Origin of the sequence: Streptomyces sp. 1-11, from assembly GCF_007176755.1 — a bacterium.
Lineage (GTDB): Bacteria > Actinomycetota > Actinomycetes > Streptomycetales > Streptomycetaceae > Streptomyces.
Window position 1 is genome coordinate 88,864 of sequence record NZ_BJTV01000003.1, and the last position, 16,230, is coordinate 105,093.

Annotated in this window: 9 protein-coding genes; 1 reads left to right on the forward strand and 8 read right to left on the reverse strand. The window is 72.3% G+C overall.

The features are described from left to right. Positions 1-150: 150 nt before the first annotated feature. From tmk to bldG, 8 genes are all read right to left on the reverse strand, one after another. Positions 151-3,450, reverse strand: coding sequence for a dTMP kinase (gene tmk / locus TNCT1_RS07405; protein WP_143629649.1), 3,300 nt, complete (start codon positions 3,448-3,450; stop codon positions 151-153). A gap of 143 nt (positions 3,451-3,593) precedes the next feature. Then, positions 3,594-6,461: a type I DNA topoisomerase gene (gene topA, locus TNCT1_RS07410; protein WP_143629651.1), complete on the reverse strand. Its 2,868-nt coding sequence runs from the start codon at positions 6,459-6,461 to the stop codon at positions 3,594-3,596. A 258-nt stretch (positions 6,462-6,719) separates the two neighbouring features. Continuing rightward, positions 6,720-6,917 carry a hypothetical protein gene (locus TNCT1_RS35490; protein WP_160160379.1) on the reverse strand — a complete coding sequence of 66 codons (198 nt, stop codon included), beginning with the start codon at positions 6,915-6,917 and terminating at the stop codon, positions 6,720-6,722. A 492-nt stretch (positions 6,918-7,409) separates the two neighbouring features. Next, positions 7,410-8,930 (reverse strand): methyltransferase, encoded by a 1,521-nt coding sequence (locus TNCT1_RS07420; RefSeq protein WP_143629653.1) that lies wholly within the window; start codon positions 8,928-8,930, stop codon positions 7,410-7,412. 177 nt (positions 8,931-9,107) lie between these two features. Next, positions 9,108-9,710: a small secreted protein gene (locus tag TNCT1_RS07425; protein ID WP_143629655.1), complete on the reverse strand. Its 603-nt coding sequence runs from the start codon at positions 9,708-9,710 to the stop codon at positions 9,108-9,110. A gap of 212 nt (positions 9,711-9,922) precedes the next feature. After that, complete coding sequence (locus tag TNCT1_RS07430) at positions 9,923-12,328, reverse strand: sodium-translocating pyrophosphatase (RefSeq protein ID WP_143629658.1); 2,406 nt, start codon at positions 12,326-12,328, stop codon at positions 9,923-9,925. Between the two features lie 339 nt (positions 12,329-12,667). Then, positions 12,668-13,108, reverse strand: coding sequence for an ATP-binding protein (locus TNCT1_RS07435; protein ID WP_143629660.1), 441 nt, complete (start codon positions 13,106-13,108; stop codon positions 12,668-12,670). Between the two features lie 156 nt (positions 13,109-13,264). Next, positions 13,265-13,606, reverse strand: a complete 342-nt coding sequence (bldG, locus tag TNCT1_RS07440) for an anti-sigma factor antagonist BldG (protein WP_010986038.1) — start codon at positions 13,604-13,606, stop codon at positions 13,265-13,267. 80 nt (positions 13,607-13,686) lie between these two features. Here bldG and TNCT1_RS07445 point away from each other — a divergent pair, with 80 nt between their 5' ends. After that, positions 13,687-16,179, forward strand: coding sequence for a DEAD/DEAH box helicase (locus tag TNCT1_RS07445; RefSeq protein WP_174266189.1), 2,493 nt, complete (start codon positions 13,687-13,689; stop codon positions 16,177-16,179). The last annotated feature ends 51 nt before the right edge of the window (positions 16,180-16,230 follow it).

Below are 16,230 nucleotides of genomic sequence, written 5' to 3' on the forward strand. Positions count from 1 at the left end.
TCCTTCCCTCGCACTGCGCGTCACGCCCTCCATTGTGCGGGCGGGCACTGACAACGACGGCGGCGCCCGCCGGTACCCCGTGGGGTCCGGCGGGCGCCGCCCGGTGTTCCTCGTCCGGCGGGCCCGTGCGGCGGGCCTTCGCGCCGGTGCTCAGCCGCGCCGGCCGCCGCGGCCGCGCCGCCCGCGGGGCTGGTCGTCACCGGACTCGTCCCGGTCCGGCTCCCGGTCGTCGTAGGACCCGAGCAGTTCGTCCGCCAGCGAGGGCAGGTCGTCCAGCGGGGTCTCCTCGGCCCAGTCGGGCCGGGGGCGGCGGCGGGGGGTGCCGTCGGCGTCGATCTGGGGCATCTCACGCGTGCGGTCCTCGGCGCCGTCGGGCCGGACGGGGCCGCGCTCGTCCTGGAAGAAGCCCTGCGGCACCCGGTGCGCGGGGTCGTCGCCCCGGACCGGCGGCAGCACGGCGGTCTCGTCGGCGGACACGCGCGGCAGGACCTCGGTCTCGTCCACCGGGCGCGGGGTCACCGGCGGCAGCACCGCCGTCTCGTCCGCGGCGCCGGAGGCGAGCGGCGGCTGCGGCAGCTGGGCGGTCACCTCGGAGTCCCGGACGCGGTCGGCCGCGCGGGAGTCCTCGGCGGGCTCCTCGCGCACCGGCCGCAGCACCGCCGTCTCGTCGTCGCCCGGGGAGACCACGGGCGTGGGCACCGTCTCGGCCGCGCCCGGGGACACCACCGGCGTCGGCACGGTCGCCGGGTCGGACGTCATGCCCGGGACCTGGGGCCGCGGCGTGCTGGAGCGGCGCACCGCGGTGTCGGCCGCCGCGGCGGCCTCGGCCGCCTGCCGACGGGCCTCCTCGGCGCGCAGCAGTGCCTCCTCGGCCTTGCGCTGCTTCTCCAGGCGCCGCGCCTCCTCCTCGGCGCGCAGCCGGGCCTGCCGGGCCTCCTCGTCGGCGCGCAGCCGTGCCTCCTCCTCGGCCTGCCGGCGCAGACGCTCCTCCTCGGCCCGGCGACGGGCCTCCTCCTCGGCGCGGGCCTTCTCCTCGGCGAGCAGGCGCTGCCGCTCCTCCTCGGCCCGGCGAGCGGCCTCCTCGGCCCGCTGCCGGGCCTCCTCCGCCTGCCGTTCGGCCTCGCGGCGCTGCGCCTCCTCCAGCTCGCGCCGCTTGCGCTCCTCCTCCTCGGCGCGCAGCTTGGCGAGCTGCTCCTGGCGCTCACGCTCCAGACGCTCCTCCTCGGCCTTGCGCGCCGCCTCCTCCTCGGCCTTGCGACGCGCCTCCTCCTCGGCCTTCCTGCGCGCCTCCTCCTGGGCCTTGATCTCGGCCTCGGACAGCGGCAGCACGGTGTCGAGACGGTGCCGGATCACGGTGGTGACGGCCTCGGGCTCCTGGGCCGCGTCCACGACCAGGTAGCGGCCGGGGTCGGAGGCGGCGAGGGTGAGGAAACCGGCCCGCACGCGCGCGTGGAACTCGGCCGGCTCCGACTCGAGCCGGTCGGGTGCCTCGGTGAACCGCTCGCGGGCGGCCTCCGGCGAGACGTCCAGCAGGACGGTGAGGTGCGGGACGAGTCCGTTGGTGGCCCACCGGTTGATCCGGGCGACCTCGGTCGGGGAAAGGTCGCGGCCCGCGCCCTGGTAGGCGACGGACGAGTCGATGTACCGGTCCGAGATGACGACCGCGCCGCGCTCCAGGGCGGGCCGTACGACGGTGTCGACGTGCTCGGCGCGGTCGGCGGCGTACAGCAGCGCCTCCGCGCGGTGCGACAGGCCGGCCGAGGACACGTCCAGCAGGATCGAGCGCAGCCGCTTGCCGACGGGGGTGGCGCCCGGCTCGCGGGTCAGCACGACCTCGTGGCCCTTGGCCCGGATCCACTCCGCGAGGGCCTCGGCCTGGGTCGACTTGCCCGCGCCGTCGCCGCCCTCGAGGGCGATGAAGAATCCGCCGGCCGCCTGCGTGGTGACCGGGTCGTCGCCGCCGAGCAGCGCGTCCTTGAGGTCGTGGCGCAGCGGGACGCCGGAACGGTCGTCGGCCTTGGCGAGGACGATCACGGCGACCGGCAGCAGCAGCGCGCCGACCAGCATGAGCGTGAACGAGGCCCCGCCGTGCGCGAAGACGAACTTGCCGTTCTCCAGCCGGTGCGGGCCGATCAGGCCCGCGACGACGGGGGCGATCAGGGCGCCGAGCGCTATGAAGACGCGTACGACCGCGTGCAGGTGCTCGGTGGTGCGCGCCCTGCGGTACTCCTCGGTCTCCTGGTCCAGCAGAGCGTGCCCGGTGTTGGCGGCGATGCCCGCGCCGACGCCGGCCAGCGTGACGATCAGCAGGACGGTGGTGACGTCCGGGACCAGGCCGGCGGCCAGCAGGGCGACGCCGGTGAAGGCGATGACGAGGGCGAGCAGGCGGCGGCGCGAGAGCGACGGCAGCACCGACGGCGCGGTGCGGATGCCGACGGCGACTCCGCCGGTCAGGCCGAGGACCAGCAGGCCGTAGAGGACCGGGCCGCCGCCCAGGTCCTTGGCGTGCAGCACGCACACCGCGACGGCGGCGGCGACGGCTCCGGCGACGGCGGCGCAGGCCGTGACGAGCAGCGGGATGGCGCCGGTGCGGCCCTTGTCGACACCGGTGCCGGTGCGCGGGCGGCGCAGCCCCTCCAGCGGGGACCGCGCGCGCGGGGTGCGCGTGTCGGGCAGTTCCAGGGAGGTCAGCACGGACAGGGACGCGGCGAACAGGCCGGCCGCGACGTAGGAGCCGAGGGCCGCCTGGTGCTGGTCGAACCAGGCCACGCCGGTGCCGAGCAGGTTGTTCAGCAGGGCGGCGACGACCAGGACGGCGGCGGCCAGCGGAACGGCAAGGAAGGCGGTGCGCAGCGCGAGCCGGCGCAGCGCGTCCAGGTGGTCCGGCAGCGGCCGTACCGTCGCCCCCTCCGGGGGCGGGGCGGGCAGCAGCGCGGGGGCCGCGCTCTCCCGGCACACCGTCCACAGCCGCTCGGCCACGCCGGTGACGAACACGGTCACCAGCAGCACGGCGAGCGCGTCGGACGGGATCCAGTCGATCCACAGGGGCGCGACGATCAGCAGCGCGACCCGCAGACCGTCGGCGCCGACCATGGTCCAGCGCCGGTCGAGCGGACCGTCCTGGGCGGTCAGCGTGGTCAGCGGCCCGAGGAGGACGGCGCCGAAGAGCAAGGTGGCGACGATGCGTGCCGCGAAGACGGTCGCCACTGCGAACGCCGCGCCCCGGTACCCGCCGCCGAAGGCGCCCTCGGCGATGGCCGCCTGGAGGGCGAGGACGATCAGCACCAGGAGGGCGAGGCAGTCGCCCACCCCGCCCACGAGCTGCGCGCTCCACAGGCGCCTCACCTGCGGTCGCCGCAGCAGTGAGCGGACGGCGCGTTCGCGGGAGTCCGCGACCAGGTCGTCGTCCGGTGCTGGGGTGGGGGCCGTTGGCTGGTCGGCTCGCGTCATGCGTTCAGCCTATCCGCAGGCGCCGACACCACACCCACCACTTCTGACGTGTGCACGCCCCGACACCGAGGTGGTGCCGGGGCGTTCGTTTCGCGAAGACGGGCCGGCCGGAGCGGTCCTCCGGCCTGCCCGCGGGGGGGGGGTCAGTCCTCCGTGCCCGGAGCCGTCGCCTTCGAGGCCGTCGCCTTCTTCGCGGTGGTCTTGGCCGTGGTCTTCTTCGCGGTGGTCTTCTTCGCGGCCGCGGTCGTCTTCTTGGCCGCCGTCTTCTTGGCGGCGGTCTTCTTCGCGGGAGCGGCCTTCTTGGCCGGGGCCTTCTTCGCCGTCTTCTTCGCGGGGCCCTTGGCCCGCTTCTCGGCGAGCAGCTCGAAGCCGCGCTCCGGAGTGATCGCCTCGACGCTGTCGCCGGAGCGCAGGGTCGCGTTGGTCTCCCCGTCGGTGACGTACGGCCCGAAGCGGCCGTCCTTGACCACTACCGGCTTGCCGGAGACCGGGTCCTCGCCCAGTTCCTTCAGCGGGGGCTTGGCCGCGGCCCGGCCACGCTGCTTGGGCTGGGCGTAGATCGCCTGCGCCTCCTCCAGCGTGATCGTGAAGAGCTGCTCCTCCGCCTGCAGCGAACGCGAGTCCGTGCCCTTCTTCAGGTAGGGGCCGTAGCGGCCGTTCTGCGCGGTGATCTCCACGCCGTCCGCGTCGGTGCCGACGACCCGCGGCAGCGACATCAGCCGCAGCGCGTCCTCGAGGGTCACCGTGTCCAGCGACATCGACTTGAAGAGGGAGGCCGTCCGCGGCTTCACCGCGTTCTTGCCGGTCTTCGGGGTGCCCTCGGGGAGCACCTCGGTGACGTAGGGGCCGTAACGGCCGTCCTTGGCGACGATCTGGTGGCCGCTCGCCGGGTCGGTGCCCAGCTCGAAGTCGCCGCTCGGCTTGGCCAGCAGTTCCTCGGCCAGGTCGACGGTCAGCTCGTCCGGCGCCAGGTCGGCCGGGATGTCCGCGCGCTGGTGCTGTTCGGTGTCCTTCTCGCCCCGCTCGATGTAGGGGCCGTAGCGGCCCACCCGCAGCACGATCTCGTTGCCCACCGGGAAGGAGGACACCTCGCGCGCGTCGATCGCGCCCAGGTCGGTCACCAGCTCCTTGAGGCCGCCGAGGTGGTCCCCGTCGCCGTTGCCGGCGTCGGCCGCGCCGCCCGGGGCGCCCGCGGCGAAGCCGCTGTCCGGCGCCGTCTCGCCGAAGTAGAACCGCTTCAGCCACGGCACGGCACGCGCCTCACCGCGGGCGATGCGGTCGAGGTCGTCCTCCATCCGGGCGGTGAAGTCGTAGTCGACGAGCCGGCCGAAGTGCTTCTCCAGCAGGTTGACGACGGCGAACGACAGGAAGGACGGCACCAGGGCCGTGCCCTTCTTGAACACGTAGCCGCGGTCGAGGATCGTGCCGATGATCGACGCGTACGTCGACGGGCGGCCGATCTCGCGCTCCTCGAGCTCCTTGACCAGCGACGCCTCGGTGTAGCGGGCCGGGGGCTTGGTGGCGTGGCCGTCGACCGTGATCTCCTCGGCGGACAGCGCGTCGCCCTCGGCCACCTGCGGCAGCCGGCGCTCGCGGTCGTCCAGCTCGGCGTTCGGGTCGTCGGCGCCCTCGACGTAGGCCTTCAGGAAGCCGTGGAAGGTGATCGTCTTGCCGGACGCGCTGAACTCGACGTCCCGGCCGTCGGCGGCGGTGCCGCCGATCTTCACGGTCACGCTGTTCCCGGTCGCGTCCTTCATCTGGGAGGCGACGGTCCGCTTCCAGATCAGCTCGTACAGCCTGAACTGGTCGCCGGTCAGGCCGGTCTCGGCCGGGGTGCGGAAACGATCACCCGAGGGGCGGATCGCCTCGTGCGCCTCCTGCGCGTTCTTGACCTTCCCGGCGTACGTACGCGGCCGCTCCGGCAGGTAGTCGGCGCCGTAGAGCTGGGTGACCTGGGCGCGGGCGGCCGAGACGGCCGTGTCGCTCAGCGTCGTGGAGTCCGTACGCATGTACGTGATGTAGCCGTTCTCGTACAGCTTCTGCGCGACCTGCATCGTCGCCTTGGCGCCGAAGCCGAGCTTGCGGCTGGCCTCCTGCTGCAGCGTCGTCGTACGGAACGGGGCGTACGGCGAGCGGCGGTACGGCTTGGACTCGACGGACCGCACGGAGAAACGGGTGTTCTCCAGCGCGGCGGCGAGAGCGCGGGCGTTCGCCTCGTCGAGGTGCAGGGTGTTCGCGCCCTTGAGCTGTCCCAGGGAGTCGAAGTCACGGCCCTGCGCCACCCGCCTGCCGTCGACGGTCTGCAGCCGCGCGACCAGCGACGACGGGTCCGAGGGGTCTCCGGCGCGGCCGGTCGCGAAGGTGCCCGTCAGGTCCCAGTACTCGGCGGAGCGGAAGGCGATGCGCTCGCGTTCGCGCTCGACGACGAGCCGGGTCGCGACGGACTGGACGCGGCCGGCCGACAGGCGCGGCATGACCTTCTTCCACAGGACCGGCGAGACCTCGTAGCCGTAGAGACGGTCGAGGATGCGGCGGGTCTCCTGGGCGTCGACCATGCGCTGGTTGAGGTCGCGCGGGTTGGCGACGGCCTCGCGGATCGCGTCCTTGGTGATCTCGTGGAAGACCATCCGCTTGACCGGGACCTTGGGCTTCAGCACCTCGAGGAGGTGCCACGCGATGGCCTCGCCCTCGCGGTCCTCATCGGTGGCGAGGAAGAGCTCGTCGGAGTCCTTCAGCAGGTCCTTGAGCTTCCTGACCTGAGCCTTCTTGTCCGCGTTGACGACATAGATCGGCTCGAAGTCGTGCTCGACGTCCACGCCGAGCCGGCGCACCTCGCCCGTGTACTTCTCGGGTACCTCCGCGGCACCGTTGGGAAGGTCGCGGATGTGCCCCACGCTCGCTTCGACTACGTAGCCGGGGCCCAGGTAGCCCTTGATCGTCTTCGCCTTGGCAGGCGACTCGACGATGACGAGTCGGCGGCCGCCCTGTGCGGTCTCGCTGGTCGGGGACAACTTCGCTCTTCTCTCCGGTCGACGCCGGCCACTCCCCCGGCGTTCGTCCCCGGGGTCGCGGCGCGCTTCTGGCTCGTGTGACGCTGCGGAGTGTGACGGTACATCCCGCCCCCGTGTCAAACGGGAAAAGCCCACAACGGCCACTCGAACGGTAACCCGACTACCGGCATTCCTGCCGCCCGGACTCCACGGCGGCCCCCGCTCCCCTGTCCGGAGCGTGACGCTCCCATTACCGGGCCGGCACGACGGCCACCGACGTCAGAGGCGGGTCAGGCAGTACGCGGCGAGGCCCAGCGCGGCGACTCCGGCGGCGCCGGCGAGCGTGGCCGATGCGACCGGGTTCACACCGTGGGCGACCGGATCGCGGTGCCGCACCCGAGCGCCGGTCCACACCAGCAGAGCGCCTCCGAACAGGGCGAACACAAGTCCCGCGAAGATCGCCGGTCCGCTCTCCATGCTCCCGCCCGCCCTTCCGCGCCGCCCGCCGTACCCAGCGCGTGGAGGGTGGCACGCGCGGGAGACGGGCGGGCGACATCGGGGTGAACGGACACCCGCCGGTTCACCGGGCACGCGGGCGAGTGGGCCCCCGCAGGAGCGGGACCCATATTTTTCCAGCCGTTTTCCCGGCGCCGGAAGGTTCCGGCCCGTGCCAGCGGCATACGACGACGGCCCGGCCGCTGCAACGGCGGCCTGCCGGGCTGCGCTACGGCCGCTGCTCCGGCGGCCCGCGGAGCGGCGCGACAGCCGCTGCGCCAACGGCCCTGACGGCGCGACGGCCGCTGCTTCAGCGACCCGCTGACGGCGCTACGGCCGCTGCCCCAGCGACCCGCTGACGGCGCTGCGGCCGTAGTGCGCGCACCGACGGCGGCAGCGGGCGCGGGCGCGGCGAACCGCCGGGGTTGGCGACCGTCTCGCCCGCCGACGACCGCCTCGCCCATCGTCGGCCGGTCAGCCCGCCGGCTCCAGGAAGCCCTGCTCGACCAGCAGCCGGATCTGCGCCGGGGTGCGGTCGCGCAGCAGGACCGCGTCCTCGCCGACGAGCTGGGCGATCGCGTCGAGGATGCGGCCGGCGCTCAGCGTGCCGTCGCACACACCGGCGAAGCCCGCGCCGACCGTGTCCACCTTCGTGGCGCGGCGCATACCGCGGTGCTGGCGCAGCACCACGTGCTCCGGGTCCTCGGCGCCGGGCAGCCCGACCTGCTCCTGGACCACCTCGGCGGTCAGCCGGAAGCGGCCTTCCAGCAGGGCCGCGTCGTCATGGTCCCGGAGATAGTCGAGACGCTCGAAGTGCGCCCGGATCGCCTCCCCGAGCGGCTGCTCCACCGAGTGCGGCCACTCCTCCACGGTGATCGAGGGCTCCGCGGCACCGGTCCTGCGCAGGGTGATCCAGCCGAAGCCGACCGCCTTGACCTTGCGGGCCTCGAACTCGTCGAGCCAGGCGTCGTAGCGCGCCTGGTAGTCCGCCGGGTCGCCGCGGTGGTCGCCGGCGTCCCTGAGCCAGAGCTCCGCGTACTGCGTGACGTCCTGCACCTCGCGCTGCACGATCCAGGCGTCGCAGCCGCGCGGCACCCACGACCTGAGTCTGTCCTGCCAGTCCTCCCCCGCGACGTGCTGCCAGTTGGCGAGGAACTGCGCGAACCCGCCCTCGTTCAGCCGTTCCCCCGCCTGCTGAACGAGCGAGCGGCACAGATCGTCCCCGCCCATGCCGCCGTCGCGGTACGTCAGCCGCGCACCGGGTGAGATCACGAAGGGCGGGTTCGACACGATCAGGTCGAAGGTCTCGTCGTCCCGGACCGGCTCGAACAGCGAGCCCTCGCGCAGGTCGGCGGCGGGCGCGCTGGAGAGCGCCAGGGTGAGCGCGGTGATGTGCAGCGCGCGCGGGTTGACGTCGGTCGCCGTCACGCGCGTGGCGTGCGAGGAGGCGTGCAGCGCCTGGATGCCGGAGCCGGTGCCGAGGTCGAGCGCGGCGGCCACGGGCGTGCGCACGGTGATGCCGGCCAGGGTCGTGGAGGCGCCGCCGACGCCCAGGACCACTCCCTCGTCACGCTGGCCGATACCGCCCGCGCCGCCGACCGCGCAGCCCAGGTCGGAGACGATGAACCAGTCTTCGCCGTCGGGGCCGCCGTAGGGACGCACGTCCACGGTCGCGGCGACCTCGTCGCCGGCCACGGACCTCAGCCAGCCGGCCTCCAGCGCCTCCGCGACCGGCAGGACGGCCGCCACGCGCGCGTGCGGCACCGGTTGCTGGAGCAGGAAGAGGCGGACGAGCGTCTCCAGCGGCGTGTCGCCGCGGGTGGCCCTGAGCGCGGGCACCGTCTCGCTGCGGGCCAGCGCCGCGTAGGCGGGGGCGCCGAGCAGATCGAGCAGCCCGTCGGCGGTGAAGGAGGCGGCGAGCAGGGCGTCACGCAGGCGTGCGGCGGTGCCGGGCCGGTCGGTGGCGGGCAGGTGGGCGAGGCCGGAGTCAGTCACGCCACCATTGTGTCCCGGTCCGGCCGGCCGGGGCCGCCTCGGCACGGGTGCGGCCGGCCGGGGCCCGCCTCGGCACGGGTCCGGCCGCCGCCCCTGTCCATCACCGGTCCAGGGCGTTCACCAGGACACGGGTCCGCCGATGCGGGGTGCCGGGGCGGAGACCGTCGAGGTCCGAGGTCAGCCGGTCGTGGCCGACGCCGGGGCGGAGGCCGAGGCGGCGACCTTGCAGCTCGGCTGCTCGGCGATCGCGTCCTTCACCTCGCCCTGCTCGAGCCGCTTCAGCGCCTCGGTGCCGCTGTTGCTCTGCTCACCTATCTGCTTCGTCTGGTCGGCCACCTCGTGCAGGCCCTTTGCGAACTTGCCCTGGTCCTCGGTGTCGAGCCCGTCGACCTTCTTCTTCAGGTCGCCGTAGGCCGTGGCGAGACCGGCGAGGTTCTTGGCGGCGTCCTTCTGCCGCTTGGCGCCGCCCTCGACCCCGGGAGGCGCGCCGGCGCTGTTGATGGCGGCGGCCAGCCCCTTGTAGCCGTCGGCCATGTCCTGGAAGGCCGAGGCGTACGTGCTCTTGGCCGTCTTCGGCGGCAGGTTGCTGTCCGTGGCTATCTTGGCGATCGAGGCGTTCGCCTCCCTGATCTTGGCGTCCTGGGCGGGCACCGCGTCGCACACCGACTTGGCCCAGGCGACCAGCTTGGGGTCGGGCCCGCTGTCCTTGCTGCTGCACCCCGACAACGCCGCCACCAGTACCGCACCGCCGGACAGTGCGGCCGCGAGCTTCTTGTTCACCGGATCGGTCCCTTCCATGGCTCTCGGCCCCCGGAATCTACACGGCATACCGACAGCCCCCCCATGCCGAAGGACCTGGAAGTCATCTTTTGTGATTCTTTGCACCACGGGAGAGAAGGCTCACCACCTGCCGACGCCGCACACGCGGCGGGCGGGCGGCACGTCAGTACGTGCCGCCCGCCCGCCCGTTGCGCAGGCCCGGTGGAGGCGGGCTAGGAAGCCACCGCCGCGTCCGGTGAGTTGGAGACGCGCTCGGCGTTCTCGTCGTCGCCGACGGCGATCCCGCGCCGCTTGGAGATATACACCGAGACGACGATGACCAGCAGCGCGAGGATCGCGATCCCGATCCGCACGCCGAGGTTCCTGTGGTCGCCGTAGGAGAACTTGATCACCGCGGGCGCGATGAGCAGCGAGACCAGGTTCATGACCTTCAGCAACGGGTTGATCGCCGGCCCCGCGGTGTCCTTGAAGGGGTCACCGACCGTGTCGCCGATCACCGTGGCGGCGTGGGCCTCGCTGCCCTTGCCGCCGTGGTGGCCGTCCTCCACGAGCTTCTTGGCGTTGTCCCAGGCGCCGCCGGAGTTGGCGAGGAACACCGCCATGAGCGTGCCCGCGCCGATGGCGCCCGCCAGATAGGAGCCCAGTGCGCCGACGCCGAGCGTGAAGCCGATGAAGATGGGCGCCATGACGGCGAGCAGACCGGGGGTGGCCAGCTCGCGCAGGGCATCCTTGGTGCAGATGTCGACGACCTTGCCGTATTCGGGCTTCTCGGTGAAGTCCATGATCCCCGGCTTATCACGGAACTGCCGCCGCACCTCGAACACCACCGAACCCGCCGAACGGGACACGGCGTTGATGGCGAGTCCGGAGAACAGGAAGACGACCGCGGCGCCCGCGATGAGGCCGACCAGGTTGTTGGGCTGCGAGATGTCCATGGACAGGCTCAGCGGCGAGCCGGGACCGGTGAGTTTCGCGCCGACGTCCTGCACGTTGGTGGTGATGGCGTCCCGGTACGAACCGAAGAGCGCCGATGCCGCGAGGACGGCGGTGGCGATGGCGATGCCCTTGGTGATCGCCTTGGTCGTGTTGCCCACCGCGTCCAGGTTGGTGAGCACCTGTGCGCCCGCGCCCTCGACGTCGCCGGACATCTCCGCGATGCCCTGCGCGTTGTCGGAGACCGGCCCGAAGGTGTCCATGGCGACGATCACGCCGACCGTGGTGAGCAGACCCGTGCCGGCCAGGGCGACCGCGAACAGCGCGAGCATGATCGAGGTGCCGCCGAGCAGGAACGCTCCGTACACGCCGAGCCCGATGAGCAGCGCGGTGTAGACGGCCGATTCCAGGCCCACCGAGATGCCGGAGAGGACGACGGTGGCCGGGCCCGTTAGGGAGGTCTTGCCGATGTCCCTGACCGGGCGGCGGGTGGTCTCGGTGAAGTAGCCGGTGAGTTGCTGGATCACGGCGGCGAGCAGGATGCCGATCGCCACCGCCACCAGGGCGAGGATCCGCGGGTCGCCGCTCTTGGCGCGGATCGCCACGTCGGTGACGCCGCTCAGGCCGGAGTACTTCCCGGGCAGGTAGACGAAGACCGCGACCGCGACCAGCGCGAGGGAGATCACCGCGGAGATGAAGAAGCCGCGGTTGATCGCGGTCATGCCACTGCGGTCGGCCCGGCGCGGCGCGACCGCGAAGATGCCGATCATGGCGGTGAGCACACCGATCGCGGGCACCAGCAGCGGGAAGGCGAGCCCCGCGTCGCCGAAGGCGGCCTTGCCGAGGATCAGCGCGGCCACCAGGGTGACGGCGTACGACTCGAAGAGGTCGGCCGCCATGCCCGCGCAGTCGCCGACGTTGTCGCCCACGTTGTCGGCGATGGTCGCGGCATTGCGCGGATCGTCCTCAGGAATGCCCTGCTCGACCTTGCCGACCAGGTCGGCGCCGACGTCGGCGGCCTTGGTGAAGATGCCGCCACCCACGCGCATGAACATGGCGATCAGGGCGGCGCCGAGGCCGAAGCCCTCCAGCACCTTCGGCGCGTCTGCCGCGTACACCAGCACGACACAGGAGGCGCCCAGCAGGCCGAGCCCCACCGTGAACATGCCGACGACGCCGCCGGTACGAAATGCGATCTTCATCGCGGTGTGCGAGACGGTGGTGAGATCCTTTTCGGGTTCACCCTCGCCCGGAGTCGCTTCCCGGGCCGCGGCGGCGACGCGCACATTGCTGCGTACGGCGAGCCACATGCCGATATAGCCGGTGACCGCCGAGAACACCGCACCGATCAGGAAGAACACCGATCTTCCGGCACGCTGATTCCAGTCGTCCGCGGGCAGCAGCAGGAGCAGGAAGAAGACGACTACGGCGAATACGCCGAGCGTGCGGAGTTGCCGGGCGAGATAGGCCCTAGCGCCTTCCTGGACCGCTTCGGCGATCCGCTTCATGCTCTCGGTGCCCTCGCCCGCCGCCAGCACCTGGCGCACCAGGACGCCCGCGACCGCGAGCGCGGCCAGGGCGACGGCCGCGATCACCGCCACGATGATCCGGTTGTCGTCCGTGAGTACCGCGGCCGCGAGAGTTGTGGGGTGGCCAAACTGATGAGGGGTAGAAAGCCCCGCCATTCGTCCTCCTTGACGCTTGGGCTGAGCTCAAGATGTGGACGGATTGTAGGTACCCCGGAGTGATCTAAACAGGGGACGGTAAACGGAATTCGCCGCACTGTGCTCTTCAGCGAAAGATCGAGTTGTCACCATGGAACCCGAAAGTGGTAACGCCTCAAAGGCATTGACGGCCACATTGATGCTTGATCAAATTATCAGGTATTGATCGTGAATTACTTCACGAATTCCTGGACGCGCCGGAAACAGCGCGAAGGGCCCTGCTCAGCAGGGCCCTTCGATGCGCTGTGCGCTGCGCGCGCTCCGCGCGGTGTTCGAGTGCGCGGCGTGTGGCGCGCGGGTTCAGGCGAGCGTGACGGCCGGCGGGACGGCGGTCGGCCAGCTCATGCGGATGAGTCCGCCGTCGCGGCCGGTGGTGACCTCCACGTCGTCCACGAGGCCGCTGATGACCGCGAGGCCCATCTCGTCCTCCTCGGCTTCCACATCCGCGTCCGCGGCTGGTCCACCGGCCACCCGCGCGGCGGGGGCTGCGTGCGGCGCCTCGTCGCCGACCTCGATGGAGAACTGTTTCTCCTCTTCGATCAGCGCCACCTTCACGGGTGCCGTGATGGCGTTGCTCTGGTGCAGTCCGACGGCGCGGGAGCAGGCCTCGCCCACGGCGAGGCGCACTTCGTCGAGTACGGCCTCGTCCACTCCGGCCCTGCGTGCCACCGCTGCCGCCACCAACCGGGCGGTGCGGACGTGCTCGGGTAGCGCGCTGAAGCGGAGTTCGACGGTGGCCATGCATCCCCCTCGCGACTACGGGCGTGCGGTCCGGGGGCGGGACCGCCGAGAGCCCGCACCCCCTGCTGTACTCATGGCCCCGGACCCACCGGCCCGGGGCGGGGCCGACCGTTGTCCGGACCGGCGAACGGCCCGGACCAGGTGACCGGCCCGGTGTCAGTCGGTGGCCGCCACCGCTTCCTCCACCGAGGTGTGGATCGGGAACACCTTGGTGAGGCCGGTGATACGGAAGATCTTCAGAATGCGCTCCTGGTTGCAGACCAGGCGCAGCGAGCCCTCATGGGCACGCACCCGCTTCAGGCCGCCGACCAGCACGCCGAGCCCGGTGGAGTCGAGGAAGTCCACGCCCTCCATGTCGACGACGAGGTGGAAATTGCCGTCGTTCACCAGCTCGACCAACTGCTCGCGCAGCTTGGGCGCGGTGTATACATCGATTTCGCCACCGACCTCGACGACCGTACGATCGCCGACGGTACGGGTCGACAGGGACAGGTCCACGGATCCTCCAGCACCTTGCTATCGAGCGGTCGCCCCTCAGGACACCGGCCTGCGGCCCTCGGGACGCATCGCCAGCCGCGATGGCATTCAATCACTTACCGGCAGGCGTGCACGACGCCTTGGCTCCATTGTCCGTCACGCCGGTGACACACTCGGTGCCGATGGCCAAGAATCACCGATCCGATCGACCCGTGGCGGACCCGGCGTCCCGCCCGTCTCCGGGCACCGTTCTGGACCGGCTCGCCTCCGGGCCGAGCCGATCCTCGCGCATCACTCATACGGAGCACTTGCCCCCGCGTGCGGGTCGGCATGCCGTCTGGCCTGACCGGATTCGCTCCGAGGTGATCGCCGCGGTGCAGGCGTGCGGCATCGAGCACCCCTGGGCCCACCAGGCGCTGGCCGCCGAGCACGCCCTGGACGGGGACTCGGTGGTCGTCGCCACCGGCACCGCCTCGGGCAAGTCCCTCGCGTATCTCGTGCCGGTCCTGTCGACGCTCCTGGACGGCTCGGAGGCGCCCAACGGCCGCGGGGCCACCGCCCTGTACCTGGCCCCCACCAAGGCGCTCGCGGCGGACCAGTGCCGAGCGGTGAAGGAACTTTCACAACCTCTGGGCAGCGCCGTGCGCCCAGCCGTGTACGACGGCGACACCCCGTTCGAGGAACGGGAGTGGATCCGCCAGTACGGGAACTACGTACTGACCAATCCCGACATGCTGCACCGCGGGATACTGCCCTCCCACCCCCGCTGGTCCTCCTTCCTGAAGGCGCTCAAGTACGTCGTCATCGACGAGTGCCACACCTACCGGGGCGTGTTCGGCTCGCACGTCGCCCAGGTCCTGCGCCGGCTGCGCCGCCTGTGCGCGCGCTACGGAGCCTCACCCGTGTTCCTGCTGGCCTCCGCGACCGCGGCCGAGCCCGCCGTGGCCGCCGGCCGGCTCACCGGGCTGCCGGTGGTGGAGGTCGCCGACGACGCATCCCCGCGCGGGGAGCTGGTCTTCGCCCTGTGGGAGCCCCCGCTCACCGAACTGCACGGCGAGAAGGGAGCACCCGTTCGGCGTACCGCCACCGCCGAGACCGCCGACCTGCTGACCGATCTCACCGTGCAGGGCGTGCGCTCGGTCGCCTTCGTGCGGTCCCGGCGGGGCGCCGAGCTGATCTCGGTGATCACCCAGGAGCGGCTGGCCGAGATCGACCGCTCCCTGGCCCGGCGTGTCGCGGCCTACCGCGGCGGCTACCTCCCCGAGGAGCGCCGTGCCCTGGAACGCGCCCTGCACTCCGGCGAGCTGCTCGGACTCGCCGCCACGACGGCCCTGGAGCTGGGCGTGGACGTCTCGGGCCTGGACGCGGTCCTGATCGCCGGATACCCCGGCACGCGCGCCTCCCTGTGGCAGCAGGCGGGCCGCGCGGGCCGCTCCGGACAGGGGGCCCTGGCGGTGCTGGTGGCCCGGGACGACCCGCTGGACACCTTCCTCGTCCATCATCCCGAGGCCCTGTTCGACCAGCCGGTGGAATCGACCGTCCTCGACCCCGACAACCCGTACGTCCTCGCCCCGCACCTGTGCGCCGCCGCGGCGGAGATCCCGCTGACCGAGGAGGACCTCGACCTCTTCGGGCCTGCCTGCGCCGGGCTGCTGCCGCAGCTGGAGGCCGCGAAGCTGCTGCGCCGCCGCACCCGGGCCTGGCACTGGACGCGCCGGGAGCGGGCCGCCGACCTGACCGACATCCGCGGCGCGGGCGGGCGGCCGGTGCAGGTCGTGGAGGCGGGCACGGGCCGTCTGCTCGGCACGGTCGACGAAGGCGCCGCGCACTCCGCGGTGCACGAGGGCGCCGTGCACCTGCACCAGGGCCGCACCTATCTGGTGCGCTCCCTCGATCTGGAGGACTCGGTCGCGCTGGTCGAACAGGCCGACCCGCCGTACTCGACGGTCGCCCGGGACACCACGTCGATCTCCATCCTGGAGACGGACGTCGAGATCCCCTGGGGCTCCGGCCGGCTCTGCTACGGCTCCGTCGAGGTCACCAACCAGGTGGTCTCCTTCCTGCGCCGACGGCTCATCACGGGTGAAGTGCTCGGTGAGACGAAGCTCGACCTCCCTCCTCGTACGCTGCGCACCCGCGCGGTGTGGTGGACGGTCACCGAGGACCAGCTGGACGAGGCGCGGATCACCCCGGAGATCCTCGGCGGCTCCCTGCACGCCGCCGAACACGCCTCGATCGGCATGCTCCCCCTGTTCGCCACCTGCGACCGCTGGGACATCGGCGGGGTGTCGGTCCCGCTGCATCCGGACACCCTCCTGCCGACCGTGTTCGTCTACGACGGCCATCCGGGGGGCGCCGGCTTCGCGGAGCGCGCCTTCCACACGGCCCGCGACTGGCTCGCCGCGACCCGGGAGGCCATCGCCTCCTGCGAGTGCGAGGCGGGCTGCCCGTCCTGCATCCAGTCCCCCAAGTGCGGCAACGGCAACGACCCGCTACACAAGAGGGGGGCGGTACGGCTCCTCACGGTGCTGCTGAGGGAGGCTCGGGAGGCCGCCGAGGAGAAGCCGCGGGAGGAGCCGGAGCCGCAGGGCTGAGGCCATGTTCCTGATGGAGCCGGCGATGTTCCTGATGGAGCTGGCGATGAT